Here is a 26,160-nt window from a genome sequence, read left to right as displayed (position 1 = left end):
CAGGGATATCACCGACCTTGAAGCCGGTGGAGGCCTTGTGCGTGCAGGTTCACCCGCGAAGACGCCAGCACCGGCAACAACGCACTTACAGGAAGGTGAATACAGTCGAAGCCGGCAGACGCGATTTGTTCAGCCCGGCATTGAAGTCCGCCTCGCTGCGATAACCCAGGCTCAAGATCACCACGCTGGTGTAACCCTGCTCACGCAGCCCCAGTTCGACATCCAGCACCTTGCTGTCAAACCCTTCGATAGGCGTGGCATCCAGGCCATGGGCGGCGGCGCCCAGAAGTGCGGTGCCGAGGGCCAGGTAAGTCTGTTTCTCCATCCAGTGCTGCAGGTCCTTCTGGTCAAACCGATGCAGGTCCACATAGCCGCGACGGCTCTGGTTCTGCCCTGCCCGCGCCTGCTCGTCACGGAAGCGGCCATCGGCCTGCTCCTGCTCAAGCACGGCATTCAGGTGCGCCTCGGTCATGTCGGTGCGGGTGCAGAACACGATCACGTGCGAAGCATCGAGAATCTTCGGCGAGTTGTAGGCAAACCGGCCGTCGGCGGCCTTGGCCAGGCGGGCTTTGCCTTCGGCGCTGTCGGCAACGATGAAATGCCAAGGCTGCGAGTTGACCGAGGACGGGCTGTGACGCAGCTGTTCAAGCAAGGCATCGACCGTGGCCTGGGGAATCTTGCGGGCCGCATCGTAGGCCTTGGTGGTGTAACGGCGCTTGGCCAGGGAGACGGTATCCATGCTGAAACTCCAGTGAAAGAAAAGGGATTTGTCGCGCATCTTATCTTTCCTGCAAACCAGAAAAAGCGGCAGAATGCAGCAACACTTTACCTTGTGGAGTGAAAATGCTCCGTTTCACCGACCTCGAACTGTTCGTGCGCAGCAGCGCCCTTGGCAGCTTTACCGCCGCCGCCCATGAGGCCGACCTGCTGCCCGGGCAAGTGGCCGCCGCGATCAAGCGCCTGGAGCGCGACCTCGACGTGCGCCTGTTCGCCCGCACCACCCGCAGCCTGCGCCTGACTGCCGAGGGCGAGCTGTACCTGCCCACCGCCCAGCGCGTGCTCGACACCCTGCGCCAGGGCCACGAACAGCTGCACGGCAGCCACAGCACCTTGCGCGGGGTGTTGCAGGTATCCGCACCTTCCGACATCGGCCGCAACCTGTTGCTGCCCTGGCTCAGTGCGTTTCGCCGCGAGCACCCGGCATTGAGCCTGCGCTTCTTCCTTTCCGACCAGATGGCCGATTTCAGCCGTGACCCGGTGGATATCGCCATCCGCTATGGCCTCAACCAGGACGCCAACTACATCGCCCTGCCGCTGGCGCCCTGGAACCGTCGCGTGGTGGTGGCATCCCCCGCCTACCTGGCCCGCCGCGGCCGCCCCCGCACCGCCGAAGAACTGCAACAACATGACTGCCTGCTGTACCTGCAGCACAACCGCGTGTACGACAAATGGCAGCTGGGCAACCGCACCGTGCAGGTGCGCGGGCCGCTGGTCAGCGACGATGCCGACGTGGTACGGCGCTGGGCGCTGGAAGGTGAAGGCATCGTCTACAAGTCGTGGCTGGACGTCAGCGCCAACATCGCCGCCGGCGAGCTGGAAGTCCTGCTGCCAGACCACCAGGGCGAAGCCACGCCCGTGACGCTGGTGTGCCCGCACCGCAAACAGCTGTCGCCGGCAGTGACGCAACTGCACCTGTGGCTACGCGAGCGCTTTGCCGCGCTGCAGCCTGCACAATTGTTCTAAACCGCCGGGCGCACCTGCGTTAAGGTGTCACTGCCCTCCCCCGTCAGCAGCCCAGCGCCATGAGCAACTGGATCGACCTCAAGCAAGACGCCGACACCGGCATCGAGTCGGTCCGCGCGCATTTTGTCGGCCACGCCTACGACCCGCACTGGCACGACAGCTTTCTGGTCGGCTTCACCGAACAGGGTGTGCAGCAGTTCAACTGCCGCCGGGTTCGCCACCAGAGCACTGCCGGCCAAGTCTTCCTGCTCGAACCCGGCGACCTTCACGACGGCCACGCCCCGACTGCCGAAGGCTTCACCTACTCGACCCTGTACCTTGAACCGGGCTGGCTGGACACCGAGCTGCGGGCGCTGTTCGAACAGGCCCCCGGCGACAGCCTGCCGCGATTCGCCGACACCTTGTGCCACGACCAGCGACTGGCCCATGCCATCGCCCTGGCGTTCCAGGCGGTGCATGGCCAGGAGTTGCGCATCGTGCGCCAGACGGCCATGGACACGTTGCTGGCCGCCTTGACCGGCCACCTGCACTGGCGCAAGCGCCTCAACCCCGACCCGCGCCTGCCACTGACCGCACAGCGGGCGCGTGATTTCCTGCACGCCCATTTCGACCAGGACATCGGCCTGGAGCAGGTTGCCCAGGCCTGCGGGGTCGACCGTTTCCGCCTGACCCGCGCCTTCAAGGCCGCTTTCGGCCTGGCGCCCCATGCCTACCTGGTGCAGCTGCGGCTGGCCCGCGCCCGGCGCCTGCTTGCCCACGGCCAGACACCTGCCGAGGTGGCCATGGCCCTTGGCTTTGCCGACCAGAGCCATCTGGGGCGCTGGTTCCGTCGTGCCTATCGGCTTACCCCGGCCGACTATCGACGCCGCTGCTCAAACCTTCCAGACTGACAAGGCGGCCATGGCGACCATGGGGCCCTGATCCTCAGGAGCCGTTCCGATGTCGCAATCGTTGTTACCTTTCATGCTTTTCGCGCTGGTCTCGAGCATCAGCCCGGGGCCGACCAACCTGCTGATCCTCGCCCACGGCGCCCGGCAAGGCCTGCGCGCAAGCCTGGCACCGATCCTGGCGGCCTGCGGTGCGGCGGCGGCCATCGTATTGCTGGTCGGCCTGGGGCTGGGTGAAGCGTTGCTGCGCCATCCAATAGCCCGGCAGGCGATGAGCTGGGCTGGAGTGCTGTGGCTGAGCTGGCTGGCCTGGCGCATGCTGCGCAGCGCTGGCGAGCCGCTGGATAGCGCAGGCGGCAAGCCGTTCGGCGCAGCCAGCGCGGCATCGTTGCAGGTGGTCAACCCGAAGGTGTGGATGATGGCGGTGGCCGTGATTGGCGTGTTTGCGGCGCCGACGCTGCCGGTGTGGCAGTTGGCACTGGTGTTTCTGCTGGTTGCCGTGCCCTGCATGGCGGTGTGGGCCCTGTTGGGGGCAGGCAGTGCGCGCTGGTTGCAGGCGCCAGGGCGGTTGCTGTGGTTCAACCGCGGCTTGGCGGGGGTGCTCCTTGTTTCCGCCTGGGCGGCCGTGCTGAGCTGAGAATTGCTATTGCCTGCACCGGCCTCTTCGCGGGTAAACCCGCGAAGAGGCCGGTGCGGTTCTTCAGTGGCTCAGAGCCTCGCGGAATCGCCGGGTACTGGCCAACGCCAGCAGCAACCCGACCACCGCCACACTGCCGCCAACCATGCCGATATCGGCGACGCCCATCTGGCTGCTGACGATACTGCCCAGCAACGCTCCGCCACCGATGCCGATGTTGTAGATGCCGGAGAACAGCGCCATGGCCACGTCGGTGGCATCGGACGCCAGCTTCAAGGTCTTGGATTGCAGCGCCAGGCTGAAGCTGAGAATCGCCACGCCCCAGAACATGCTCAACGCGGCGAACACATAGAAATTGCCCGACAGCGGCAGCAGCAACAGCAGGCAGGCCGCCAGCACCCCGATCGAACCCACCAGGAAGCCATGCGGGTAACGGTCGCTGTAGCGGCTGAACAACAGCGAACCGAACACGCCAGCGCCACCGAACAACAGCAGCAACAGCGTGGTGCGCTCGCCACCGATCTGCGCCACGTGCAAGGCAAAGGGCTCGATGTAGCTATAGGCAGTGAACTGCGCGGTAATCACCAGCGTCACCAGCAGGTAGGTAATCACCAGCGCCGGGCGCTTGAACAGGATCGGCAGGCTGCGCAGCGAACCGGAGTTCTGGCTCGGCAGCAATGGCAGCGACTTCATCAGGCACAGCATGGTCGCCAGCGCTACGCCGGCAATGCTGAGAAAGGTGATGCGCCAGCCCAGCGCCTCGCCGACCACGCGCCCCAACGGGATGCCCAGCACCATCGCCAGGGTCGTGCCCGTCGCCAGCAAACCCAGGGCCTTGGCCTGCTGGCCCGGCGGCGCCACGCGCACGGCCAGCGACGCAGTGATGGCCCAGAACACGGCGTGGGCCAGGGCGATACCGATGCGGCTGACCAGCAGCATGGCAAAGCTTTGCGACAACCACGACAGCAGGTGGCTGATGATGAACACCAGGAACACCAACAACAGCAGGCGCCGGCGCTCGATGTTGCGGGTAAGCAGCATCATCGGCAGCGAAGCCAGCGCCACCACCCAGGCATAGATGGTCAGCATCAGGCCGACCTGCGCGGTGGTCATGTCGAAGCTGCGGCCGATGTCGCTGAGCAGCGCTACCGGGACGAACTCGGTAGTATTGAAGATGAAGGCCGCCAGGGCCAGGGCAATCACGCTCAGCCAGCTGCCGCCACCCGCAGTCGGGGGCAGGTTGGTGGGGATGGGTCCGTTCATGGGCTGGAATCTGTTCTCCGCAGGCAAGGCGAAAGGACGCGCGTCAGGGGCCAAGTATCGGCCGCGCTGAGGCACGGGTTTGTTATTGGAAGGAATGCCCGCATGGTACGCGTCACGCCGGGGCCTCACAACCTTGGCAGCCGGCCCCCCCCCTGGCGGCCGAGGCGCAAGGCCCTCGCTGTACCGGCGCAGGTGGCCGGTACAGGCCAGCATCAGCCCTGCAGGGTTGCCATGTCGATGACGAAGCGATACTTCACATCACCGGCGATCATGCGCTCATAGGCTTGGTTGATGTTGCGAATGTCGAGCATCTCGATATCGCAACGAATGTCGTGGGCGGCACAGAAATCCAGCACTTCCTGGGTTTCGGCGATACCGCCAATCAGCGAACCGGCCAGCACCCTGCGCTTCATCACCAGGTTGGCGGCATGTACGGCCGGGGCGATCGGTTCGATCAGGCCGACCAGGATGTGCACGCCATCGAACTTCAGCGTCTCCAGGTACGGATTGAGGTCGTGCTGCACGGGAATGGTGTCGAGCAGGAAGTCGAAACGGCCCGCCGCCGCGCGCATCTGTTCGGCATCGGTGGACACGATCACATGGTCGGCACCCTGGCGGCGGGCTTCCTCGGCCTTGGCCTGGGAGCGGGTGAACAGCGTCACTTCGGCGCCCAGGGCCTTGGCCAGCTTGATGCCCATGTGGCCCAGGCCACCCATGCCGAGAATGCCGACCTTGTGGCCGGGACCGACGCCATGGTGCTTGAGCGGCGAATAGGTGGTGATGCCTGCGCAGAGGATCGGCGCCGCGCTGGGCAGGTCCATGCCGGCCGGGATGCGCACCACGAAGTGCTCGCTGACCACGATGCTGCTGGAGTAGCCACCCATGGTATTACTGCCGTCGACCCGGTCCGGGGTGGCGTAGGTCATGGTCGGGCCTTCGAGGCAGTATTGCTCCAGGTTCTTGGCGCAGGCCTCGCAGTGGCGGCAGGAGTCGACCATGCAACCGACGCCGACCAGGTCGCCGACCTTGTGCGAGGTGACCTGGCCACCCACGGCGGTGACCCGGCCAATGATCTCGTGGCCGGGCATCAGCGGGTACACGGCAATGCCCCATTCGTTGCGCGCCTGGTGGATGTCGGAATGGCAAACGCCACAGTAGAGGATCTCGATGGCGACATCGTCCGGGCGCGGGGCGCGGCGCTCGAAGGTCATGGGGGCCAAGGGGCTGGTCGGGGTTTGGGCGGCGTAACCGATGGCGGTGTACATGAGGGACCTCACAGGGAAGTGAAACGATTCAGGTTGCACATTCTGCTCGCCCTCGCCCTGCCCGCACACGGCTGATCCTCCGGTATCCATGCCTGATTCTCCGAACCTGCCAGCAACCATCTGGCGCTGACCTGCCAATCTGCGATGATGCAACTGTCTGATTCTCTGCCCTGGTTCATCATGCAACTGACCCGCCACGTCGACGCCAATGCCCCGCTGTGCTCGCTGATCCGCAGCCTGGCCACCCGCCCGGGGTTCGTGCCCACGCACCTGCCCCAAGTGCAAGTGCTGAGCTGGGACCACTATGTGGCCAGCAGCCCGCAGATCTACGAGCCGAGCCTGATGATCCTGGCCCAGGGCAGCAAGCTGGCGCGCCTTGGCCCGCGCACCCTGGAATACGGTGCCGGCCATTACCTGGTGCAGGCGCTGTCGGTGCCGTTCATGTGCGAAACCTTTGCCACCGCCGACGAGCCGCTGCTGGGCGTGGCGGTGGACATCGACCGCGCTGTGCTGGGTGAACTGGTGCAGAGCATGGCACTGGCACCCGACCCGGCAGTGCAGGCGCAAACGCCACAGTCGATGACTTCGGCAGCACTCGATGCACCGATGCGTGAGTCGGTGGAGCGCCTGCTGCAGTGCCTGCAAGACCCTGTGGACGCCAAGGTGCTGGGCCCGGCGCGAGTCCGCGAGGTGTTGTACACCGCGCTACGCGGCCCCCAGGCCGGGGTGCTGCGCGCGCTGGTGGAGCAGCAGGGGCACTTTGCCCGGATCGGCGCGGCGCTCATGCACCTGCGCGAACATTACACCGAGCCGCTGAGTGTCGAGGCACTGGCGGCCTGCGCCAACATGAGCGTGTCGACCTTCCATGAGCACTTCAAACGCTGCACAGACATGGCGCCGATGCAGTACCTCAAGCGCCTGCGCCTGCTCAAGGCGCAGCAGATGCTGATCGGTGAAGGGCTCGGGGTGGCACAGACGGCGCACCGGGTGGGATACCAGAGCACCTCGCAGTTCAGCCGCGAGTACAAGCGCCAGTTTGCCCGCAGCCCTGGGGATGAACTGCCTTACCAGAGCCTGCCGGTCTGACGGGTATTACGGTTTCTGCTGCGCGAGGCTTGGCACAGGCGACAAAAACCAAAGGCGAACACCCCAGGCCCGCAACCCGATTGCCCGACCGGCGTTAATCCGCCAAAGGCCACTGCGCCAGCGGCCAGTATCGCCCTTTGCGCGACTCATACAGGGTGAAATGCCTGGCAGTGAGAAAGAACTCAGGCGCCACGGCCGCTTCCGGGACCTGGCCGCGAAAATCCCGGGACAGGGTCATGTGCGGGCGGTAATCACGGGCCTGCTCTTCGAAGCCCATCGGCAGCAAAGCCTGCTGCAGGGCATAGACCAACTGGCGCAAGGCGATGGGTGTTTCCTGCGGCTCCAGCACCAGCACGTTGGCGCGCTGCCAAGTGTTCAGCTGGTTCAGCAGCAAGCGCAAGGGCGCACCCGGCCGGGCCAGGTTGTCCACTGCCGCGCAGATGGCCGGCACCTGGGCCACCTCCACATCGCCGAGAAACAGCAAGGTCAGGTGGAAGTTTTCGCTGGGCACCGGCTTGCCGCTGCGCAGGTTCAGGCCGCGCCGCCACTGGCTGATCGCACGGCGTTGGGCGTCGCTGACGGGCAAGGCGAAAAACAGCCGTTTGAAGGGGGTGCCACTCGGGCGAATGTCCTGGACCATGTGCACTCCTCACGTGAAACGTTTTTGCGCACGGTAGGCGCCTTACACCAATGTCGACCCGCATCAACGTAACAATAAGTACAAACTACCCCCATGATTGTTTATGCTGGCGAGCTTATGCCATGGCGCATGGCCATTTCTCGACAAGTAACCGTCCATGAAAATTGCACTCGTACTGATCTTCGTTCTCTCGATCGCCTATGTTCACCTGCGCGGTCGGGTACGCCACAAGCTGACCCGTCAGCTGGGCGACCATTCCAGCTTCCTGGCCCCAGTGAACAGCTTCCTGTACCTGTTCTCCAAGCATCCGGCCAAGCCCTACCTGCCGGTCGAGGCGTTCCCCGAGCTGCAGCCGCTCAAGGACCACTGGCAGGAGATCCGCGCCGAGGCCCAGCAGCTGCTGCACGTGGGCGAGATCAAGAAGTCCGATAATTATGACGACGTGGGTTTCAATTCGTTCTTCAAGACCGGCTGGAAGCGCTTCTACCTGAAGTGGTACGGCGAAAGCCACCCATCGGCCATGACCCTGTGCCCGCGCACCACCGAACTGCTGCAAGGCATCGGCACGGTCAAGGCAGCGATGTTCGCCACCCTGCCACCGGGTGCCAAGCTGGTCCGTCACCGTGACCCGTATGCCGGCTCGTACCGCTTCCACCTCGGCCTGGACACGCCGAACGATGACGGTTGCTACATCGATGTGGACGGCGAGAAGTACTCCTGGCGCGATGGCGAGGGGGTGGTCTTCGACGAAACGTACATCCACTACGCCGCCAATACCACCGAGCACAACCGCATCATCCTGTTCTGCGACATCGAGCGCCCGTTGAAGTACCGCTGGGCCACCGCGTTCAACCGCTGGTTCAGCCGCAACGTCATGGCCGCCGCCGCCGCCCCCAACGATGCCGGCGACAAGACCGGTGGCATCAACCGCCTGTTCACCCGCATCTACAAGATCCGCGAGCGTGGCAAGGCGCTGAAGAAGCGCAACCGCATGCGCTACTACCTGGAGAAGTGGCTGGTGGTCGCGGCCCTGGTGCTGGTGTTCGTCTATATCTGACCGCACGTCGGTCATTGCTGAAGCGGCCTTGTCTGGCCGCTTCAAGGCTGGCCAGCACTCACGTACAAGTGTCGCTTGCCGCGTTTCGACTAGCATGAAAGCTCCACTCGCAACCTTACCAAGGTGAAGACGATGAGCATGATGGACTGGGACGCCTACCGTAAGCAGTTGATGGCCGGCATCGGCGATCTCAAGCAATTGTCCCCCGACACCGTGGCCGGCTACATGACCGCCAGCGGCGCTGGCGCCAAGACCAACCACCTGGACGCCAAGACCCGCGAACTGATCTCCCTGGCCGTAGCTGTCACGACCCGCTGTGACGGCTGCATCGCCGTGCACTCGCAACAAGCCGTCAAGCACGGCGCCACCCGTGAGGAAATCGCCGAGGCCCTGGGTGTGGCCGTGGCGATGAACGCCGGGGCCGCGCTGGTCTACTCGGCCCGCGCCCTGGATGCGCTGGGCAAGGCCAACGGCTGAAGCCAGACGGCGTCGCCGCCCTTGCGCGACGGCGCCGCGCCACCCAGACTTGGCGGCCTAGCCATTGCAGGAACCGCCATGATCCACATCCGCCCCATGACGCCCGACGACTTCGAGCGTTTCTGGCCGACCTTCCAGGCCATCGTCCAGGCCCGCGAAACCTACGCCTTCGACCCCGCGCTGAACATCGATCAGGCGCGCCAGCTGTGGCTGCAACAGCCACTGCACACGTTGGTGGCCGAAGAAGACGGCGCGCTGCTCGGTTCCTACTACCTCAAGGCCAACGCCGCAGGCCCCGGCGCCCATGTCGGCAACTGCGGCTACATGGTCTGCGAGGCCGCCCGTGGCCGTGGCGTGGCTCGGCTGATGTGCGAGCACTCGCAGAAGCTGGCACGCCAGGAGGGGTTCCTGGCGTTGCAGTTCAATTCGGTGGTGGCGAGCAACGAGGTGGCGGTGGCGCTGTGGACCCGGCTCGGCTTCGAGACCGTGGGTCGCCTGCCCAAGGCCTATCGCCACGCCCGCCTGGGGTTGGTCGACTGCCTGGTGATGTACAAGTGGCTGGCCGATGAGCCGGTGGTGGAGAAGCCAGCCTTGCTGATCGGGCGCAAGAACATCGAGGCGCGGGTGTCGCGCCGCCGCGGGCGCTGACACGCGTATTTGACGCGCTGGCCATTCGATGGTCAGATGCGCGCCAGTTTCAGGTGTCCTGCGCCGCCGTGCGCAGGGTGAAACGGGAAGCCGGTGCGTCGTGGTTCACGACAAGTCCGGCGCTGCCCCCGCAACGGTAAGCGAGCGATGCCTTCGACACACCACTGTGCGCCAGCATGGGAAGGTGAAGGCCTCACGCCCCTCGCAAGCCCGGAGACCGGCCTGGAGCTTCACTTGGCAACCCGCGGTGGGCGGGCGCAGGCCGGTATCCGCGTGCGCCTGCGTACGGGGTGCGCCGTTGCGTGTTTTCCACCGGGATCCATTCATTCCTGCAGCAGTGGAACGACATGTCCCGACTCATCAAGCTTCACCCCTTGGCGGCCTGCCTGGCCGTTACCTTGCCAGCCCTGGCCGAAGAGCCCGTGCTGAACCTGCCCTCGACGGCCATCACCGATACCCCGGACCTCCAACGCGTCGACCTGGCCACGCCGACCGTGGCCGGTTCCCGGTTGAACCTCAGCGCCCTGGAAACCCCGGCCAGCACCAGCAGCATCAGCGCCGGGCAAATCGAGCAACGCAACAACCAGACCGTGCAGGACGCCGTGACCCGCTCACCCGGCATTACCTTCATCGGCAACCCGGGCGATGGCGGTACAGGCCTGTCGGCACGCGGATTCACCGGCCATGGCTCGGTGATGACCCTGTTCGACGGCGCGCGCCTGTACACCGGGGCCGGCACTCAGACCTTCCCGGTCGACCCGTGGATGGTCGAGCAGATCGACGTGATCCGTGGCCCGGCTTCGGTGCTGTATGGCGAAGGCGCGACGGGCGCGGTGATCAATGTGATCCCGAAAAAGCCGTTCACCGGCGACATCCACAACCGCCTGCGCCTGGGCTACGGCTCATGGGACCGCCAGCAGCTTGGCCTGGACAGCGGCGGCAGCCTGAGTGAACGCCTGAGCTACCGCCTGACCCTGAACCAGCAGGCCGGCAACGGCTGGGTCGACCGCACCGGCTCACGCAGCCTCGCGCTTAGCGCCGCACTGCGCTTCGACGCCAGCGACGACCTGAGTTTCACCCTCGCCCACGAGCGCGGCGACGCCCAGCCGGCCAACTACTACGGCACGCCGCTGATCGACGGGCATTACCGCAGCAGCCTGCGCAAGAAGAACTACAACATCCACAACGACGTGCAGCGCTACCACGACGAGTGGACCCGCTTCTCCACCGACTGGGCGGTCAATGACCAGCTCAGCGCCAGCAACCAGCTCTACTACATCAAGAGCCGTCGCCACTGGCGCAATGCCGAGAACTACAGCTGGGACGCCGACCGCGAGCAACTGGAGCGCCAAAGCTACCTGGAGATCAAGCACAACCAGGAGCAGATCGGCGACCGCCAGACGTTCACCTTCGACCACAGCCTGTTCGGCCTGGCCAGCAAGACGCTGGTCGGTGTCGAATACAACAAGGTGCGCTTCAACGTCGACAGCAATCGGCCGTACAACGACGTCGGCAGCGACTACATCGACCCGTGGCAGCCGACCCCGGGCTGGTTCCACAGCGACTCGCCAACACGCCCGCAAACACTGTCCACCACCCACACCTTTGCCCTGTTCGCCGAGAACCGTCTGCAGCTCACCGAGCGCCTGTCGCTGGTGACCGGCGTGCGCCGCGACCAGAACCACATCGACCGCGACAACCTGATCGATGGCAGCCGCAGCGACCGCAGCCTGCAAGGCGGCAACTGGCGGGCCGGGCTGGTGTTCGCCGTCACCGACGACCTGTCGCTGTATGGTCAGTACTCCACCAGCGAGGACGGGGTGGATAACCTGGTCAGCCTCAGCCCGACACAGATGCACTACGACCTGACCGAGGCGAAGCAGACCGAGTTGGGACTCAAGCAACGCTTCTGGGAAGGCCGTGGCGAGTGGACGCTAGCCGCGTTCCATATCGTCAAGAAAAAGCTGCTGCTGGACGACCCAATCACCCACGAGGCGCAGCAGGCCGGGCAACAGACGTCCGATGGCCTTGAGGCATCGCTGGAACTGGCGCTCGGGCAGCAGTGGCAGGTGTCGGCCAATGCGTCGCTGGTGCGGGCGCAGTACGATGATTTCGACGAAGTGGTCGACGGCGTGGCCCAGGACCGTGCCGGCAACCGCCCGGCCAACGTGCCGCGGCGCACGGCCAACCTGTGGTTGACCAAAGGCTTCGGCCAGCAGGTGGAAGCCGGGATTGGTGCGCGGTACGTGGATGAGCGCTATGCCGATTCGGCCAATGGCCAGCGTGCGCCGGGGTTTACCGTGGTCGATGCCAACATCGGCTGGCAGGTACTGCCGGATGTGCGTTTGGGGTTGCAGGTGAATAACTTGTTCGACCGGGAATACGTGGCGTCGGTGTTCAGTGGCGAGCAGTGGGTGATGGGGGCGCCGCGCTCGTATTTCGCCACCGTGGATCACACCTTCTGAGCTGATGACCTCTTCGCGGGCAAGCCCGCTCCCACAGGTTATGTGCCAGGCCTGGGACCTGCGCAATCCCTGTGGGAGCGGGCTTGCCCGCGAAGAGGTCGGTACAGGCAATACAAAAACCCCTTTCATAAGCAAATTAAATAGTTATAAGATAACGTTTCATTTGACATTCATTCCTGCTTGCGACCACCTTCCATGACCAGCGCCTCAGCCACCCCCACCCTGCTCACCCAGCGCCTGCAGAGCATCGATGCCCTGCGCGGCCTGGTGATCCTGTTCATGCTCCTCGACCACGTGCGCGAAACCTTCTTCCTGCACCGCCAGGTCAGCGACCCGATGGCCATCGATGCCACCGACCCTTCGCTGTTCGCCAGCCGTACCCTGGCCCACCTGTGCGCCCCGGTGTTCGTCCTGCTCACCGGCCTGTCGGCCTGGCTGTATGGCGAGAAGTACCAGGGCCGCCGCGATGTCTCGGCGTTCCTGTTCAAGCGGGGGCTGTTCCTGGTGGTGCTGGAGTTCACCCTGGTCAACTTCGCCTGGACCTTCCAGCTGCCGCCGAGCGTGGTCTACATGCAAGTGATCTGGGCCATCGGCGTGAGCATGATCGCCCTGTCGCTGCTGGTGTGGCTGCCGCGCCCTGCCCTGCTCGCCCTGGGCGCGCTGATCATCGCCGGCCACAACCTGCTCGATGGCCTGCACTTCGACGCGCAATCGGCCATGCATGTGCCGTGGGCGATCCTGCATGACCGCGGCTGGCTGGAGGTCTCGGACAACCTGCGCCTGCGCACCTCCTACCCGGTGTTGCCGTGGATCGGCGTGATCGCGCTGGGCTACGGCCTCGGTCCGTGGTTCGCCCGTGGCAGCGACGCTGGCGAGCGCCAGCACCGCCTGCTGGTGGCCGGTGTCGTCGCCCTGCTCGGCTTCATGGTGCTGCGCCTCTACAACGGCTACGGCGAGGCGCCGTGGAGCGGCTACCCGACCGTGACCCAGACGCTGATGAGCTTCTTCAACATCACCAAATACCCACCTTCGCTGCTGTTCCTGGCCCTGACCCTGGGTTGCGGCCTGCTGTTGCTGCGCGCCTTCGAGCGTGCCGGGCCGGCCCGCTGGATCAGCGCCCTGGCGGTGTTCGGCGCAGCGCCGATGTTCTTCTACCTGCTGCACCTGTATGTGCTCAAGCTGCTGTACCTGGCCTGCGTGGCGCTGTTCGGCCTCAACCAGGGCGACTACTTCGGCTTCGACGGCATCGGCGCGGTGTGGCTGGCCGCGCTGCTGCTGGCGGCGGCGCTGTACCTGCCGGTGCGCGGGTTCGCCCGGCTCAAGGCGCGGCGGCGCGACCTCCGCTGGCTGAAGTACTTCTGATTTGGCGTTTCACCCGGCGGCAGGATGGTCTACCATGCCGCCCGCCGGTTTCCACCACGGAATCAATAGGGAATCCCGGGCCCGCCCGACCAAGCGCGCCAATCGGAACTGCCCCCGCAACTGTAGGTGCCGAGCCTGCTCCATCGATGCCACTGGATCCTGATCCGGGAAGGCCGGAGCCGGGCGAGGACGCACCAGTCAGGAGACCTGCCGGCACACATTCACCAACCGGCGGGGTGTCCGGGATGGCCATCCGTGTTGCCCCTGCACATGCAGGGGTTCGGCGATGCCTGTCCGTGCGTTCCTCTCCAGAACTGCCCGACAGGAGATCGCCCAGCATGCTGCCCCGTATCGCCACCTTGCTGGCCGGCCTGAGCCTCACCGGCCTGGCTCAGGCCGCTGCCACCCTCTATCCGCTGACCGTCGACAACTGCGGCGCACCGCTGACCTTTGCCCAGGCGCCTGAGCGGGCGGTCACCATCGGCCAGGCGGGCACCGAGATGCTCTACGCCCTGGGCCTGGGCGACAAGCTGGTCGGCAGCTCGCTGTGGTTCAACAACGTACTGCCCGAATACCAGGCACTGAACGCCAAGGTGCCGCGCCTGGCCGACAACGAGCCCAGCTTCGAAGCCGTGGTCGGCAAGCGCCCGCAACTGGTGGCGGTGCAGTTCGAGTGGATGGTCGGGGCCCAGGGCGCGGTCGCCACCCGTGAACAGTTCAGCGAGTTGAACATTCCGACCTACCTGCTGCCCTCGGACTGCGAAGGCAAGGACAACCTGGTCGGCGCCGATGGCACCCGCCTACAGGCGTTCCAGGTCGACAGCATCTACAAGAGCGTCAGCCAGCTGGCCGAGATCTTCGACGTGCAGGACCGAGGCGCGGCGCTGAACGCCGACCTCAAAGGCCGCCTGGACAGCGCGAAAAAACAACTGGCGGGCAAGGACCTGTCGAATACCTCGGCACTGTTCTGGTTCTCCAGCGCCGACCTCGGCATCGACCCCTACGTTGCCGGCCGCCAGGGCGTGGCCGACTTCATGCTGCGCACCCTGGGCGTGCACAATGTGGTCGAGTCGACCGAGGAATGGCCGACCGTAGGCTGGGAAACCCTGGCCAAGGCCAACCCGACCTGGCTGATCATTGCCCGCATGGACCGCCGCCGCTACCCCGCCGACGACTACCGGAAGAAGCTCGAATTCCTCCGCCACGACCCGGTGACGAAGCAGATGGATGCGGTAAGGAACAACCGCATCATCATCCTCGACGCCGACGCCATGCAAGCCGGGATCCGCCTGTTCCGCGGCCTGCAGACCTTGTCCTCGGCCTTCGCCAGCGGTGAAGCGGCGCAATGATGAAAGCCTTGCCCTACAGCGCCCTGGCCCTGCTGGCCCTGCTCGCGGCCGTGCTGGCCGGTACTGCCATCGGCGAAACCAACCTGTCGCCACAGGTGGTCTACCAGGTGCTGGCCAACCATCTGTGGCAGGCCGGCTATGCGGTCGACCCGATCGACGCCGGCATCGTCTGGAACTACCGCCTGACCCGCGCCCTGGTCGCCGCTGCCTGCGGGGCGGGGCTGGCGACCTGCGGGGTGATCCTCCAGGCGCTGCTGCGCAACCCGCTGGCCGAGCCCTACCTGCTCGGGCTGTCCGCCGGCGCGTCGACGGGCGCGGTGCTGGTTGGCCTGCTGGGCCTGGGCAGCGTCGCCCTGAGCATGTCCGGCGGCGCCTTCATCGGTGCCCTGGCGGCCTTTTTGCTGGTGCTGCTGTTGGCCCGTGCGGCCGGGCCGGGCAACAACAACGCCCAGGTCATCCTCGCCGGTATCGCCGGCTCTCAGCTGTTCACGGCCCTCACCGCTTTGCTCATCACCAAGTCGGCCACCGCCGAACAGGCACGCGGCATCCTGTTCTGGCTGCTGGGTAACCTCAGTGGGGTGCGCTGGCCGTCGGTGTGGCAAGCATTGCCCGTGGCGCTGTTCGGCCTGGCGGTGTGCCTGTGGCACCGCCGGGCGCTGGATGCCTTCACCTTCGGCGCCGACTCGGCGGCTTCGCTGGGCATCGCCGTGCGCCGCACGCAGTTGCTGCTGATCAGTTGTGCGGCACTGGTAACGGCAGTGATGGTGTCGATCGTCGGCGCCATCGGTTTCGTCGGCCTGGTCATTCCCCACGCCCTGCGCCTGTTGCTCGGCCCTGGCCACAGCCGCCTGCTGCCGGCCAGCGCCCTGGGGGGCGCGTTGTTCCTGATTGCCGCCGATGTGCTGTCGCGCACGCTGATCGGAGGCCAGGTGATCCCGGTCGGCGTGGTCACCGCATTGATCGGCGCGCCCGTGTTCGCCCTGATCCTGGTCAGCCGCCGGGGGCGCCCATGACCGTCATGCATACCGCGCAAGTCGCACCACTCGCCTGCAGCGGGCTGGGCCTGCAGCTGTCAGGCAACAGCGTGCTGAGCAACATCGACCTCAGTGTGGCGGCCGGTGAAACCTTGGGCATCGTCGGCCCCAACGGTTCAGGCAAATCGTCCCTGCTCAAATTACTGGCCGGGCTGCGCACGCCGAGCAGCGGCAACGTGCAGTTGCTCGGCGAGCCGCTGGCACGCCTGCCACGCCGGCGCGTCGCCCAGGCGTTGGCGCTGGTCGAGCAACAGGCCGACACCCTCGACGCGATCAGCGTGTTCGACGCCGTGGCCCTGGGGCGCACGCCCTGGCTGTCGGCGCTGGCGCCGTTTTCCCGGGAAGACCGGGCCATCGTCGAGCAGGCCCTGGCCGACCTCGACGCCACGCACCTGCGTGAACGGGCCTGGCGTTCGCTGTCCGGCGGCGAGCGCCAGCGCGTGCACATTGCCCGCGCCCTGGCCCAGCGCCCGCAGGTACTGCTGCTCGACGAACCGACCAACCACCTCGACATCCAGCACCAGTTGAGCCTGCTGCAGCAGGTACAGGCGTTGCCGGTGACCACCCTGGTGGCCCTGCACGACCTCAACCAGGCGCTGACCTGCGACCGTGTGGCGGTGCTCGACCAGGGCCGCCTGGTGGCCCTCGGCAAGCCGCTGCAGGTGCTGACCCCCGAGCGCCTGCTGAGCACCTTTGGCGTGCACGCCCACTACCTCACCGACCCCTTCGACGGCGCGCGCATCCTGCGTTTCCGCGCCCCCTGAACCAGGACCTTGCCGCCATGTCGTTGCGCCCCGCCGCTCTGCTCGCCTTGCCCCTGGCAACTCTCGCCCCGTTTGCCCAGGCAGATTCGGCGCAGTCACAAAGCAACGGCTTCGTCGAAGACAGCAGCTGGAGCCTTCTCAACCGCACGGTCTACGACCAGCGTGACTACAAGCACGGCGGGCGTAACAGCGGCGCGCGCAATGCCTACAAGCCACGCAGCGAACGTAACGGCCTGGCCGAGGAATGGGCCTACGGCCTGATGGGCACGTTCCAGTCCGGTTTCACCCAGGGCCTGATCGGCGTCGGCGTCGATGCCCACGCCTATCAGGGCATGCAGCTCGACAGCGGTGGCGGCCGTGCCGGCAAGGCGCGCCTGCTGAGCCTGGACAACGACGGCCATCCCAAGAGCGAGTACAGCCGGGGCGGCGCGGCGCTGAAGCTGCGGGTATCCAATACCGTGCTGTCCTGGGGCGAACAGCGGGTGAAGACGCCGGTGTTCAGCTCTTCGGACAGCCGCCTGCTGCCCGAGACCGCCACGGGCCTCTTCCTGACCAGCAGCGAGATCGACAACCTCAAGCTGGTTGCCGGCCACTTCAACGAAAGCACCGACCGCAACGCTTCCAGCCACGACCAGGGCTTCGTGGTGAACTACTCCGACGGCCGCCAGGGCAACAGCTTCGAGCTTGCCGGCCTGGTATGGAACCCCGGTGCTGCCTTCAGCGGCAGCCTGTACACCTCGCGCTACGAAGACACCTGGAACCAGCACTACCTCGGCAGCACCTTGACCCATGCCATGGACGACCGCCGCAGCCTGAGCCTGGACCTCAACCTGTACCGCACCACCGACACCGGCAAGGCGTTGTCCGGGCGCATCGACAACACCACCTGGAGCCTGGTCTCACGCTACAATCAGGGCCCGCACAGCTACAGCCTCGGCTGGCAGCAAGTGGATGGCAACACACCGTTCGACTACGTCACGCGTGGGGCAATCTACATTGCCAATGCCGTGCAGATGTCCGACTTCAATGCACCGAATGAAAAGTCATGGCAGGCGCGCTATGACTTGAACATGGGTGGCTACGGCATTCCGGGGCTGAACCTGACTGCCCTGTATGTACGCGGTTTCGATATCGACGGCACCCATGTCGACCCCAACGGCGGCTATGCGTACCTGGGGTATGGCAAGGGTGGCAAGCACTGGGAACGTGACCTCGAGGCACGCTATGTGGTACAGGGTGGCAAGGCCAGGGGCACCACCTTCTCGCTGCGGCACAACGTGCACCGCGGCAACACGGCGCAGGCGGAGCTGGATGGCAATCAGATCCGCCTGGCAGTTGAATGGCCATTGTCAGGCAGTTTCTGACAGTCATTGCCACACCGCTATAATCCCCTCTCGGAAACACCCGCCCAAGGCCACCCCATGCCCCGCATCCAGAAGTTGCTGCTCCCCCTGCTGATCACCGCCGCCCTCGCCGCCTGCGACCAGAAGCCCAGCCGCGAAGAGCAGATCCTGGCCAACCTGCCGTTGCAGGAAGCCTACGACCACAATATCGAGCGCATGGCTGCACTGCTCACGCGCACCCACCCGCAGCTGGATGCGGCCACCATCAGCAACGTCCTGCGCAAACACCTCACCGTCGAGGACCAGCGCCAGGACCTGTTCAAGCTGTATAGTGAAAAGAACTTCAGCGACGCTGAGTTCGCGACCATCGTCGCCGCCACCCTCGACCCGGCCAAGGCCAAGGCGCTGGAAGAGACCGAGGAAGGCAAGCGTCTGAGCGACAAGCTCACCGGCCTGATGCGCGAAACGGCGCGGGATGCAAAGGTCCAGGCCGTGGCCGAGCAGCGCATGCAGCAGGTCGAGGATGAACTGCAAGCCCTGGAAAAATCGGGCTCCTGAACCTGGATTGATACTTCCGGAGACTTGCCATGCCCCGTCTGGGCTTTGCCTGCATGTACCGCCACCCGCACCGCAGCCTGTCGGTCAAAGCGCTGGAGGCCATCGAGCGCACCTTCAACCCACGCACCACAACCCTGCGCTGGCTGTCCGGCGCCAGTGCCGAAGCGGCCCGATCCAAGCTGCTGGAACTGGTGCAGCACAACCTCGACGCCCAACTGCGCCTGCTGGCCTACGTCAGTGAATTGCCGCCGATGCTGCGCATGGTGCGCCTGAGTAGCGACCTGCTGCCGCTTTACAGCCACCCCAGCGTCGGGCCGCTCTATCGCGACAGCGAGTTCCAGGCCTTGATGGCCGAAGGTTTTGCCGCCATCGGCAAGCTGGCTCGGGACCATGATCTGCGCCTGTCATTTCACCCCGGCCAGTACTGTGTGCTCGGCTCGGACCGCCCCGAGGTGGTGGAAAACAGCCTGGCCGAATTTGAATACCACGCCGACATGATCCGCATGATGGGCTTCGGCCAGCGCTTTCAGGACTTCAAGTGCAATGTGCATATCGCCGGGCGCCTCGGCGCGGCCGGTGTGCGCCAGGTATGGCCCAGGTTGTCGCAAGTGGCACGCAATGTGATCACCTTCGAGAACGACGAGAATACCTATGGCGTCGACGACTGCCTGGCACTGGCCGACCTTGCGCCCGTCGTGCTGGACATCCACCACTGCTGGATACACGAGGGTGACTACATCGACCCGCACGACCCACGCGTGGCAAGGATCATCGACAGTTGGCGCGGTGTGCGGCCGACCATGCACTACTCGCAACCGCCCGAGCACCTGCAAGCACTCGGCTTCGCGGCAGACAGCAAGCTGACCATCCCGAAGCTGCTGGAAAAGGTCAACAAACGCGACCTGTACATGCACAGCGCGCAGATGTGGAACGACTGGACCAACCGCTACGCCCTGCAGTTCCTCGACCGCTTCGACATCATGTTCGAAGCCAAGGACAAGAACCTGGCGACCCTGGATTTCTACCAGCGCCATGTCGAGCGGGCTTGACCGCCAGAACAGCGCAGTAGACCGCTTGCGGTTCGACAAAGATGAACTTAACTAGTGTTTCAACTTTTGTCATAAATCTGTCGTGTTCCAGTCATAGGATTGACCCCAACCTGACATTTTCACTTCATGGATGAGCGTCTCATGCGTCGTGTGGTTTTCAATCAGAAAGGTGGCGTGGGCAAGTCGAGCATCGCCTGCAACCTCGCCGCGGCCAGCGCCGCCGAAGGCTATCGCACATTGCTGGTCGACCTCGACCCGCAGGCCAACGCCACCTGTTACCTTACCGGGCTGACCGACGACGCCATCCCTGCCGGTATCACCGACTTCTTCCGCCAGACCCTCTCGCCTGCCACCGCTGCCGGCAAGAAGCACCGCGTGGCGATCACTGAAACCCGCTACGACAACCTGCACCTGGTGACCGCCAGCCCCGACCTCAGCGACCTGCAGAGCAAGCTGGAAAGCAAGTTCAAGATCAACAAGCTGCGCAAGCTGCTGGCCGAGCTGGGCGAGGACTACGAGCGGATCTACATCGACACCCCACCCGCGCTGAACTTCTACACCTTCAGTGCCCTGGTGGCCGCCGAGCGCCTGCTCATCCCGTTCGACTGCGACAGCTTCTCGCGCCAGGCGCTGCTCAGCGTCTTGGCCGAGGTCCAAGAACTGCGCCAGGATCACAACCCGGCGCTGCTGGTGGAGGGCGTGGTGGTCAACCAGTTCGCCGGGCGCACCGCGCTGCACCAGACCCTGGTCGATCAGTTGCGCGACGAAGGCATGCCGGTGCTGCCGGTGTACCTGAGCAGTTCGATAAAGATGCGCGAGTCGCACCAGGTTTCGGTACCGCTGGTGCACATGGCGCCACGCCACAAGCTCGCGCAGGAATTCGTCGACCTGCTGGACGTGCTCGAACGCGCTGCCTGAGCTGCGACAACCTGTCACGGCCAGGCACTACCCCGCCATTCGTCCGGGTGATAGATTCGCCGCCATGAAAATCACCCGGCACACCCGCACCCTGACTGCCTGGACGCTCTATGCCAGCGTCCTGTTCAGCCTGTTGCTGTGTGGCCTGCACCATGGCCAGATGGGCGGCCTGCGCCTGGCCGGCCTGGAAGGCGGGTTCTGCTCGATCAACAGCGAGCACGGCGTGGCCATCGACCTCGACGGCGCCGGTAGCGACCAGCACATGGCCCAGCTCGACTGCCCGGTGTGCTCTTCGTTCGGCCTGGCCGTGCCACTCGCCAGCGGTGGCTGGTCGTTCAGCCCGGCACAAGCCACGGCCACTTCGCCCATCGTCGTGCGCAGCTGGGCACAACCGCCGCCCCGTTACCAACGCCCTGCCCTCACACCCCGCGCACCACCCGCCGTCCTCCCCGCAGCCGTTATTCATTTCGCCTGACTTCAGCCGGGCGCGCCTGCCTGCGTGCTCGCCGTCAGCCATGACCTTTGCGTGGAAGACCCAACAACATGCTTCGCAATACCTCCCTGGTGCTCCTCATGGGCACCTGCACCTTCGCCTGGGCGGACGATGCCGCCGTCGAACTCAACGCCACCACCATCGACGGCGAGCGCGATGCGCCCTCCGGCGTGCAACTGGACCAGCCGATCAGCACCGGCTCGCGGCTGGGCCTCACGGCGCGGGAAACACCCGCGTCGGTGAGCGTCTCGGACCGACGCATCATCGAGGAACGCGGCGCCAAGGACAGCCAGGACGTGATCAACGCCATGACCGGCGTCAACGCGTCGGCCAACCCGGGCTATGGCGGTTTCGTCAGCTACCGCGGCTTCACCCAGAACCAGGTGACCCAACTGTTCAACGGCATCAACCTCGGCTACAGCAGCGCCACCCGGCCAGTGGACGCCTGGGTGCTGGACCGCGTCGAACTGCTCGGCGGACCGTCGTCGTTCCTGCATGGCGCAGGCGCAGTGGGCGGCTCGATCAACTACATCACCAAGACCGCCAGCCGCGACCAGCAGATCATCGATGGCCGCGTGCGCTATGGCAGTTACGACGACTCGGAAGTGGCGTTCGGCATCAACCAGGCACTGGCCAGCAACCCGGTCGATGCCCGCCATTTCATGCGCCTTGACTTCAGCCACACCGGCAGCAATGGCTACATCGACCGCAACCAGCGCAAGACCGACAGCCTGGCATTTTCCCTGCTCAGCGACCTGACGCCCGACCTGACCCACACCCTGGCGCTGGAATACCAGGAGGACCGCGAAGACAGCCCCTACTGGGGGGCGCCGATCCTGCCGGGGCGCAGCACCCTGAAAATCGACGACAGCCGCCGCTTCGACAACTACAACGTCGGCGATGGCCGCTACGAGCAGCGGGTGCGCTGGCTGCGCTCGATGCTCGATTACCAGCTCAGCGACGGCACCAGCCTGCACAACACCCTCTACCACTACAGCGCCCAGCGAGACTACCGCAACGTCGAGCGCTACAGCTACACCCGCGACGGCAATGTGCAGCGTGCCAGCCCTTACCTGCAGCGCCATGAACAGAGCGTGCTGGGCGACCGCATCGAGCTGCGTCACGACCACCAGCTGTTCGGCCTGGCCAGCCAGTGGTCGCTGGGCCTGGACTACTCGCACATGCGCCAGAGCGTATACCCGACGTCCGGAAACTGGACCGATGTGGTCGACCCGGACCACTTCGACCCCGGCAGTTTCTACGACACCCCCGGGATGAACGCCGGGCTGACCAAGCAGCGCCGGCATGTCACCAGCAACCGCGCCGTGTTCGCCGAGAACCGCCTGCAACTGACCGAACGCCTGGCCCTGCTCACCGCCCTGCGCTACGACTACCTGGACATGGAAGTAACCAACTACGGCGCGGTGACACCGACCTCGCCAACGTTCTTCGAGCGGCGCTGGGAACCGCTGTCCGGGCGTATTGGCCTGACCTACGAGCTGACGCCGTCGGCCAGCCTCTACGCCCAATACAGCACCGCCGCCGACCTGCCGGCCGGTTCGCTGGCGGCGGCCACCTACGCCAATGTCGGCACCTTCGACCTGTCCAAGGGTGAGCAGTGGGAAGTGGGCAGCAAGTTCGACTTCCTCGAAGGGCGAGGCGCGGCGACCGTTGCCCTGTACCAGATCGTGCGCAAGGACTTTGCCGTGCGCGATTCGAGCAACCCCAACCTGACAGTCCAGGCCGGGCAGCAGACCTCGCGCGGCATCGAGCTGTCCGGGCGGCTGCAGGTCACGCCGAAGCTGCTGGCCGAGGGCAACTACGCCTATGTCGACGCGCAGTACGACGCGTTCAACGAAGCGGTCAACGGCGTATCGGTTTCGCGCAAGGGCAATGCCCCGGTCAACGTGCCGGCCAATGTTGCCAACCTCTGGCTGACCTACAGCTTCACCTCGGCCTGGTCGGCGGGGGTGGATGCACGTTATGTCGGCTCGGTGTACGCCGACAACGCCAACACCCTCAAGGCGCCGGCCTACACCTTGTTCGGCACCTTTGCCCGCTACCGGCTGGATGAACACACCACCATCACCGGGCGGGTGCGCAACCTGACCGATGAGGTGTATGCCAAGCAGGCCTATGGGCTGCAGTACTACATGGGGGCGCCGCGGACCTTCGAGGTGGCGGTGGACATGCGCTTCTGACCCTGGGTCCGCGCCGTGGCGGGCGGTCCTAAGCCGACGCCACCGCGCCAATGAAGTTGGCCAGTTCGGCCGTCTGCGGTGCAGCGAACACCTCGCGAGGGTTGCCCACCTCATGCACCTTGCCGTGGTGCATGAACACCAGCTTGTCGCCCACTTCCCGGGCGAAACGCATTTCGTGGGTGACCATGATCAGGGTCATGCCCTCGCTGGCCAGTTGACGCACCACGCCCAGCACCTCATTGACCAGTTCGGGGTCGAGCGCCGAGGTGATCTCGTCGCACAGCAGCACCTTGGGTGACATAGCCAGGGCCCGGGCAATGGCCACGCGCTGCTGCTGCCCGCCAGAAAGCCGGTCGGGGAAGGCATCGAACTTCTCCGCCAGGCCCACCCGTGCCAGCATCTGTTCCGCCAGCTGGCGTGCTTCGCTGCGGCTGGCCTTCTTCACCACCTGCGGCGCAAGCATCACATTCTCACCGACGCTCAGGTGAGGAAACAGGTTGAACTGCTGGAACACCATGCCCACCTTCTGGCGCAAGGCGCGCAGGTCAGCGCGGCTGGCGTCGAGGTATTCGCCATCGACTTCGATCACGCCGTCGCTGATAGACTCCAGGCCATTGAGGGTGCGTAGCAAGGTACTCTTGCCCGAGCCGCTGCGGCCGATGATCGCCACCACTTCACCTTCCTCGACGCTCAGGTCGACGCCTTTGAGCACGTGGTTGTCGCCATAATACTTGTGCAGTGCAGACACTCTAAGCAGGGGCATGCAGCCTCCTTTCCAGGTAACGGGCGCTCAGCGAGAGCGGATAGCAGAGAACGAAGTAACCCAGCGCGACCAGGCCGTAGACCATGAACGGCTCGAAGGTGGCGTTGGCCAGCATGCCGCCGGTCTTGGTCAGCTCGGTGAAGCCGATGATCGAGGTGACCGCCGTGCCCTTGACCACCTGCACCGAAAAGCCCACGGTCGGGGCGACGGCGATGCGCAGTGCCTGCGGCAGGATGACATGCCGCAGTTGCTCCAGGCGGCTGAGCGCCAGGCTGCCGGAAGCTTCCCACTGACCACGCGGGATCGCTTCGACGCAACCGCGCCAGATTTCGGCGAGGAATGCGCTGGTAAACAGGGTCAAGGCAATGGCCGCCGCCATCCAGGCCGACACATCGAGGCCGAACAGGGCAATGCCGAAGAACACCATGAACAGCTGCATCAGCAGCGGGGTGCCCTGAAACAGCTCGATATAGCCCCGCGCCAGGCCGCGCCACAGCGGTTGTTCCGACAACCTCCCGACCAGCACCAGCAGCCCGGCCAGGCCACCGCAGAGGAAGGCCAGCAACGACAGCAGCAGGGTCCACTGCAAGCCGACCAGCAGGTTGCGCAGGATGTCCCAGAAGGTGAAGTCCATCAGCGTCTCCCCATCAGCAGGCGCTGCCCCAGCCAGGCCAGCGACTGGCGCAGGAGAATGGCCATCAGCAGGTACAGCGCGGTGGTCAGCAGGTATGTTTCGAACGCACGGAAGTTGCGCGACTGGATGAAGTTGGCAGCGAACGACAGTTCCTCGGTGGCAATCTGTGAACACACCGCCGAGCCCAGCATGACGATCACGATCTGGCTGGTCAGTGCCGGCCAGACCTTGGCCAGTGCAGGCTGCAGCACCACATGACGGAACGCCTCGAAGCGGTTCATGGCCAAGGCTGCGGCAGCCTCCAGCTGCCCCTTGGGGATGGCCTGGATACCGGCGCGGATGATCTCCGTGGAATAGGCGCCCAGGTTGACCACCATAGCCAGCACCGCCGCCTGCCATTCGCTCAGGCGAATGCCCAGCGCAGGCAGGCCGAAAAAGATGAAGAACAACTGGACGATGAAGGGGGTGTTGCGGATCAGCTCCACGTACAGCCCAAACAGCACATCGAATGGCCGTACATGCCAGGCGCGCACGCCGGCACCCAGCACGCCGATGGCCACGCCCAGCAAGGTGCCGATCGCCGTCAGTTGCAGGGTGAACCAGGCGCCCTTGAGCAGCAGGTCGGCCTGGGCCAACACAGGGGCGAAGTCGAATTCATAGGCCATGGTGACAGGCTCCGGGCGCCGCTCAGAGGTCGGCCGGCAGCGGCTGTTTCAGCCATTTTTCGGCATTGCGGTTCAGGCTGCCGTCCGCCTTGGCGGCGTCCAGCGTGGCGTTGACCTTGTCCATCAGCGCGGGCTCGTTCTTGGCGATCCCGACATAGACCGGCGAATCCTTGAGCTTGACCTTGACCACCGGCACCTTGGCCGGGTTTTTCTCGGCGATGGCGGCCATCACCACGCTGCCGCTGGCGATCAGTTCGACCTGCCCGGAGAGGTAGGCGGCGATGGTCGAGTTGTTGTCCTCGAAGCGCTTGATCACCGCACCTTTGGGCGCCACGGCGCTGAGTTCCATGTCTTCGATCGAGCCGCGGGTGACGCTGATGGTTTTGCCGGCGGTCGCCTCGATACCGGCGATGTCCACCTCGGCCGGGCCGAACACGGCCAGGTAGAACGGTGCGTAGGGCCGGGAGAAATCGATGACGGCGGCACGCTCGGGGTTCTTGCCCAGGCTGGAGATCACCAGGTCGACCTTGCCGGTGGTGAGGAACGGAATGCGGTTGGTGCTGTTGACCGGCGTCAGCGCCAGCTTCACCCCGAGCTTGTCAGCCAGCAGCTGGGCGGTATCGATGTCCAGGCCGCGGGGCTTGAGGTCGGGGCCAACCGAGCCGAAGGGCGGGAAGTCCTGCGGCACCGCTACTTTGAGCACGCCGCGGGCGCTGATGTCAGCCAGTGCATCGGCCTGCGCGGCAGGCAATGCCAGGGCGCCGCTGCACAGCAGAGTGGCCAGGAACAGGGGGCGGAATATCTTCATCGGAGGCCTCGCACAGATTCAGGGAAGGGGCTGCCGGCTGGGCAGTGCAGG

Annotated in this window: 26 protein-coding genes and 2 riboswitches; of the genes, 18 read left to right on the top strand and 8 right to left on the bottom strand. The window is 65.3% G+C overall.

The genetic code is table 11. From position 1 onward, the window contains the following. Positions 1–85 precede the first annotated feature (85 nt). Entirely contained in the window at positions 86–739 is a 654-nt protein-coding gene (gene nfsB / locus ACQKPS_RS01465) for an oxygen-insensitive NAD(P)H nitroreductase (RefSeq protein WP_427602272.1), read from the bottom strand. Positions 740–843: 104 nt separating this feature from the next. On the opposite strand from nfsB, the gene ACQKPS_RS01460 reads away from it, so the two are divergent. Genes ACQKPS_RS01460 through ACQKPS_RS01450 form a run of 3 tightly spaced genes read left to right on the top strand, consistent with a single transcriptional unit; the run spans position 844 to position 3,267 of the window. Further along, entirely contained in the window at positions 844–1,743 is a 900-nt protein-coding gene (locus ACQKPS_RS01460; protein ID WP_254480415.1) for a LysR family transcriptional regulator, read from the top strand. 59 nt (positions 1,744–1,802) lie between these two features. Next, positions 1,803–2,633, top strand: a complete 831-nt coding sequence (locus ACQKPS_RS01455) for an AraC family ligand binding domain-containing protein (RefSeq protein ID WP_427602270.1) — start codon at positions 1,803–1,805, stop codon at positions 2,631–2,633. Positions 2,634–2,682: 49 nt separating this feature from the next. Beyond that, on the top strand, positions 2,683–3,267 hold the full coding sequence (locus tag ACQKPS_RS01450; RefSeq protein ID WP_427602268.1) for a LysE family translocator: 585 nt from the start codon (positions 2,683–2,685) through the stop codon (positions 3,265–3,267). Positions 3,268–3,330: 63 nt separating this feature from the next. Here the strand turns inward: ACQKPS_RS01450 and ACQKPS_RS01445 are convergent, their stop codons facing one another. Together ACQKPS_RS01445 and calA are read right to left on the bottom strand one after the other, a co-directional pair. Continuing rightward, on the bottom strand, positions 3,331–4,530 hold the full coding sequence (locus tag ACQKPS_RS01445) for a sugar transporter (protein WP_427602266.1): 1,200 nt from the start codon (positions 4,528–4,530) through the stop codon (positions 3,331–3,333). A 212-nt stretch (positions 4,531–4,742) separates the two neighbouring features. After that, positions 4,743–5,795: a vanillin reductase gene (gene calA, locus ACQKPS_RS01440; protein WP_283723133.1), complete on the bottom strand. Its 1,053-nt coding sequence runs from the start codon at positions 5,793–5,795 to the stop codon at positions 4,743–4,745. Positions 5,796–5,975: 180 nt separating this feature from the next. Here calA and ACQKPS_RS01435 point away from each other — a divergent pair, with 180 nt between their 5' ends. Next, the gene (locus tag ACQKPS_RS01435) at positions 5,976–6,881 is read left to right on the top strand and encodes an AraC family transcriptional regulator N-terminal domain-containing protein (protein WP_427602263.1); all 906 of its coding nucleotides are present in this window, start codon (positions 5,976–5,978) and stop codon (positions 6,879–6,881) included. Positions 6,882–6,975: 94 nt separating this feature from the next. Here the strand turns inward: ACQKPS_RS01435 and thpR are convergent, their stop codons facing one another. Continuing rightward, positions 6,976–7,521 (bottom strand): RNA 2',3'-cyclic phosphodiesterase, encoded by a 546-nt coding sequence (thpR, locus tag ACQKPS_RS01430; RefSeq protein WP_427602261.1) that lies wholly within the window; start codon positions 7,519–7,521, stop codon positions 6,976–6,978. 157 nt (positions 7,522–7,678) lie between these two features. Between thpR and lpxO the strand changes: the two genes are divergently transcribed. The 14 genes from lpxO to ACQKPS_RS01360 all read left to right on the top strand — a co-directional run bounded on the left by lpxO (position 7,679) and on the right by ACQKPS_RS01360 (position 23,239). Continuing rightward, entirely contained in the window at positions 7,679–8,578 is a 900-nt protein-coding gene (gene lpxO, locus ACQKPS_RS01425) for a lipid A hydroxylase LpxO (protein WP_085674219.1), read from the top strand. A 132-nt stretch (positions 8,579–8,710) separates the two neighbouring features. Beyond that, the gene (locus tag ACQKPS_RS01420) at positions 8,711–9,055 is read left to right on the top strand and encodes a carboxymuconolactone decarboxylase family protein (RefSeq protein WP_176508947.1); all 345 of its coding nucleotides are present in this window, start codon (positions 8,711–8,713) and stop codon (positions 9,053–9,055) included. A gap of 78 nt (positions 9,056–9,133) precedes the next feature. Further along, complete coding sequence (locus ACQKPS_RS01415) at positions 9,134–9,703, top strand: GNAT family N-acetyltransferase (protein ID WP_254480435.1); 570 nt, start codon at positions 9,134–9,136, stop codon at positions 9,701–9,703. Positions 9,704–9,737: 34 nt separating this feature from the next. Next, a riboswitch (cobalamin riboswitch) is annotated at positions 9,738–9,943 on the top strand. A gap of 107 nt (positions 9,944–10,050) precedes the next feature. Beyond that, entirely contained in the window at positions 10,051–12,168 is a 2,118-nt protein-coding gene (locus ACQKPS_RS01410; protein ID WP_427602258.1) for a TonB-dependent receptor, read from the top strand. Positions 12,169–12,363: 195 nt separating this feature from the next. Beyond that, positions 12,364–13,530 carry a DUF1624 domain-containing protein gene (locus ACQKPS_RS01405; protein WP_283723126.1) on the top strand — a complete coding sequence of 389 codons (1,167 nt, stop codon included), beginning with the start codon at positions 12,364–12,366 and terminating at the stop codon, positions 13,528–13,530. Between the two features lie 28 nt (positions 13,531–13,558). Further along, positions 13,559–13,759: riboswitch (cobalamin riboswitch) on the top strand. A 109-nt stretch (positions 13,760–13,868) separates the two neighbouring features. Then, positions 13,869–14,879: an ABC transporter substrate-binding protein gene (locus tag ACQKPS_RS01400; protein WP_427602256.1), complete on the top strand. Its 1,011-nt coding sequence runs from the start codon at positions 13,869–13,871 to the stop codon at positions 14,877–14,879. Next, positions 14,876–15,892 carry a FecCD family ABC transporter permease gene (locus ACQKPS_RS01395; protein ID WP_254480439.1) on the top strand — a complete coding sequence of 339 codons (1,017 nt, stop codon included), beginning with the start codon at positions 14,876–14,878 and terminating at the stop codon, positions 15,890–15,892. Before ACQKPS_RS01400 ends, ACQKPS_RS01395 begins: the two co-directional genes overlap by 4 nt. Then, positions 15,889–16,677, top strand: coding sequence for an ABC transporter ATP-binding protein (locus tag ACQKPS_RS01390; protein ID WP_427602253.1), 789 nt, complete (start codon positions 15,889–15,891; stop codon positions 16,675–16,677). The genes ACQKPS_RS01395 and ACQKPS_RS01390 overlap by 4 nt, the downstream gene beginning before the upstream one ends. A gap of 17 nt (positions 16,678–16,694) precedes the next feature. Continuing rightward, positions 16,695–18,041 carry an OprD family porin gene (locus ACQKPS_RS01385; RefSeq protein WP_283723121.1) on the top strand — a complete coding sequence of 449 codons (1,347 nt, stop codon included), beginning with the start codon at positions 16,695–16,697 and terminating at the stop codon, positions 18,039–18,041. A gap of 57 nt (positions 18,042–18,098) precedes the next feature. After that, positions 18,099–18,578: a hypothetical protein gene (locus ACQKPS_RS01380; protein WP_427602251.1), complete on the top strand. Its 480-nt coding sequence runs from the start codon at positions 18,099–18,101 to the stop codon at positions 18,576–18,578. A gap of 29 nt (positions 18,579–18,607) precedes the next feature. Beyond that, positions 18,608–19,627, top strand: a complete 1,020-nt coding sequence (gene uvsE, locus ACQKPS_RS01375) for a UV DNA damage repair endonuclease UvsE (protein WP_427602249.1) — start codon at positions 18,608–18,610, stop codon at positions 19,625–19,627. 141 nt (positions 19,628–19,768) lie between these two features. After that, positions 19,769–20,545 (top strand): ParA family protein, encoded by a 777-nt coding sequence (locus ACQKPS_RS01370; protein ID WP_427602248.1) that lies wholly within the window; start codon positions 19,769–19,771, stop codon positions 20,543–20,545. Positions 20,546–20,609: 64 nt separating this feature from the next. After that, complete coding sequence (locus ACQKPS_RS01365) at positions 20,610–21,020, top strand: DUF2946 family protein (protein ID WP_283723117.1); 411 nt, start codon at positions 20,610–20,612, stop codon at positions 21,018–21,020. A 68-nt stretch (positions 21,021–21,088) separates the two neighbouring features. Further along, complete coding sequence (locus tag ACQKPS_RS01360; RefSeq protein ID WP_427602246.1) at positions 21,089–23,239, top strand: TonB-dependent receptor; 2,151 nt, start codon at positions 21,089–21,091, stop codon at positions 23,237–23,239. 28 nt (positions 23,240–23,267) lie between these two features. On the opposite strand, the gene ACQKPS_RS01355 is transcribed toward ACQKPS_RS01360, so the two are convergent. Genes ACQKPS_RS01355 through ACQKPS_RS01340 form a run of 4 tightly spaced genes read right to left on the bottom strand, consistent with a single transcriptional unit; the run spans position 23,268 to position 26,109 of the window. Next, positions 23,268–24,002, bottom strand: a complete 735-nt coding sequence (locus ACQKPS_RS01355; RefSeq protein ID WP_427602244.1) for an amino acid ABC transporter ATP-binding protein — start codon at positions 24,000–24,002, stop codon at positions 23,268–23,270. Continuing rightward, the gene (locus tag ACQKPS_RS01350) at positions 23,989–24,639 is read right to left on the bottom strand and encodes an amino acid ABC transporter permease (RefSeq protein ID WP_254485588.1); all 651 of its coding nucleotides are present in this window, start codon (positions 24,637–24,639) and stop codon (positions 23,989–23,991) included. The genes ACQKPS_RS01355 and ACQKPS_RS01350 overlap by 14 nt, the downstream gene beginning before the upstream one ends. Next, positions 24,636–25,301, bottom strand: a complete 666-nt coding sequence (locus tag ACQKPS_RS01345; RefSeq protein WP_254480450.1) for an amino acid ABC transporter permease — start codon at positions 25,299–25,301, stop codon at positions 24,636–24,638. The genes ACQKPS_RS01350 and ACQKPS_RS01345 overlap by 4 nt, the downstream gene beginning before the upstream one ends. 22 nt (positions 25,302–25,323) lie before the next feature. Next, positions 25,324–26,109, bottom strand: a complete 786-nt coding sequence (locus ACQKPS_RS01340) for a transporter substrate-binding domain-containing protein (protein ID WP_313201289.1) — start codon at positions 26,107–26,109, stop codon at positions 25,324–25,326. Positions 26,110–26,160 lie beyond the last annotated feature (51 nt).

Source organism: Pseudomonas sp. NPDC086566, from assembly GCF_050280885.1.
Lineage (GTDB): Bacteria > Pseudomonadota > Gammaproteobacteria > Pseudomonadales > Pseudomonadaceae > Aquipseudomonas > Aquipseudomonas vlassakiae.
The sequence above is the reverse complement of the archived record's forward strand: the minus strand, read 5'-3'. Positions and strand labels throughout refer to the sequence as shown.

What these genes read in the sequence shown, in the direction of transcription:
- calA (WP_283723133.1), bottom strand. Translation starts at nt 5,795, where the DNA reads ATGTACACCGCCATCGGTTACGCCGCCCAAACCCCGACCAGCCCCTTG.
- ACQKPS_RS01460 (WP_254480415.1), top strand. Translation starts at nt 844, where the DNA reads ATGCTCCGTTTCACCGACCTCGAACTGTTCGTGCGCAGCAGCGCCCTT.
- ACQKPS_RS01410 (WP_427602258.1), top strand. Translation starts at nt 10,051, where the DNA reads ATGTCCCGACTCATCAAGCTTCACCCCTTGGCGGCCTGCCTGGCCGTT.
- ACQKPS_RS01380 (WP_427602251.1), top strand. Translation starts at nt 18,099, where the DNA reads ATGCCCCGCATCCAGAAGTTGCTGCTCCCCCTGCTGATCACCGCCGCC.
- ACQKPS_RS01390 (WP_427602253.1), top strand. Translation starts at nt 15,889, where the DNA reads ATGACCGTCATGCATACCGCGCAAGTCGCACCACTCGCCTGCAGCGGG.
- ACQKPS_RS01365 (WP_283723117.1), top strand. Translation starts at nt 20,610, where the DNA reads ATGAAAATCACCCGGCACACCCGCACCCTGACTGCCTGGACGCTCTAT.
- ACQKPS_RS01360 (WP_427602246.1), top strand. Translation starts at nt 21,089, where the DNA reads ATGCTTCGCAATACCTCCCTGGTGCTCCTCATGGGCACCTGCACCTTC.
- ACQKPS_RS01395 (WP_254480439.1), top strand. Translation starts at nt 14,876, where the DNA reads ATGATGAAAGCCTTGCCCTACAGCGCCCTGGCCCTGCTGGCCCTGCTC.
- ACQKPS_RS01455 (WP_427602270.1), top strand. Translation starts at nt 1,803, where the DNA reads ATGAGCAACTGGATCGACCTCAAGCAAGACGCCGACACCGGCATCGAG.
- ACQKPS_RS01450 (WP_427602268.1), top strand. Translation starts at nt 2,683, where the DNA reads ATGTCGCAATCGTTGTTACCTTTCATGCTTTTCGCGCTGGTCTCGAGC.
- nfsB (WP_427602272.1), bottom strand. Translation starts at nt 739, where the DNA reads ATGGATACCGTCTCCCTGGCCAAGCGCCGTTACACCACCAAGGCCTAC.
- ACQKPS_RS01370 (WP_427602248.1), top strand. Translation starts at nt 19,769, where the DNA reads ATGCGTCGTGTGGTTTTCAATCAGAAAGGTGGCGTGGGCAAGTCGAGC.
- thpR (WP_427602261.1), bottom strand. Translation starts at nt 7,521, where the DNA reads ATGGTCCAGGACATTCGCCCGAGTGGCACCCCCTTCAAACGGCTGTTT.
- ACQKPS_RS01445 (WP_427602266.1), bottom strand. Translation starts at nt 4,530, where the DNA reads ATGAACGGACCCATCCCCACCAACCTGCCCCCGACTGCGGGTGGCGGC.
- ACQKPS_RS01415 (WP_254480435.1), top strand. Translation starts at nt 9,134, where the DNA reads ATGATCCACATCCGCCCCATGACGCCCGACGACTTCGAGCGTTTCTGG.
- lpxO (WP_085674219.1), top strand. Translation starts at nt 7,679, where the DNA reads ATGAAAATTGCACTCGTACTGATCTTCGTTCTCTCGATCGCCTATGTT.
- ACQKPS_RS01405 (WP_283723126.1), top strand. Translation starts at nt 12,364, where the DNA reads ATGACCAGCGCCTCAGCCACCCCCACCCTGCTCACCCAGCGCCTGCAG.
- ACQKPS_RS01345 (WP_254480450.1), bottom strand. Translation starts at nt 25,301, where the DNA reads ATGGCCTATGAATTCGACTTCGCCCCTGTGTTGGCCCAGGCCGACCTG.
- ACQKPS_RS01420 (WP_176508947.1), top strand. Translation starts at nt 8,711, where the DNA reads ATGAGCATGATGGACTGGGACGCCTACCGTAAGCAGTTGATGGCCGGC.
- ACQKPS_RS01400 (WP_427602256.1), top strand. Translation starts at nt 13,869, where the DNA reads ATGCTGCCCCGTATCGCCACCTTGCTGGCCGGCCTGAGCCTCACCGGC.
- ACQKPS_RS01340 (WP_313201289.1), bottom strand. Translation starts at nt 26,109, where the DNA reads ATGAAGATATTCCGCCCCCTGTTCCTGGCCACTCTGCTGTGCAGCGGC.
- uvsE (WP_427602249.1), top strand. Translation starts at nt 18,608, where the DNA reads ATGCCCCGTCTGGGCTTTGCCTGCATGTACCGCCACCCGCACCGCAGC.
- ACQKPS_RS01385 (WP_283723121.1), top strand. Translation starts at nt 16,695, where the DNA reads ATGTCGTTGCGCCCCGCCGCTCTGCTCGCCTTGCCCCTGGCAACTCTC.
- ACQKPS_RS01355 (WP_427602244.1), bottom strand. Translation starts at nt 24,002, where the DNA reads ATGCCCCTGCTTAGAGTGTCTGCACTGCACAAGTATTATGGCGACAAC.
- ACQKPS_RS01435 (WP_427602263.1), top strand. Translation starts at nt 5,976, where the DNA reads ATGCAACTGACCCGCCACGTCGACGCCAATGCCCCGCTGTGCTCGCTG.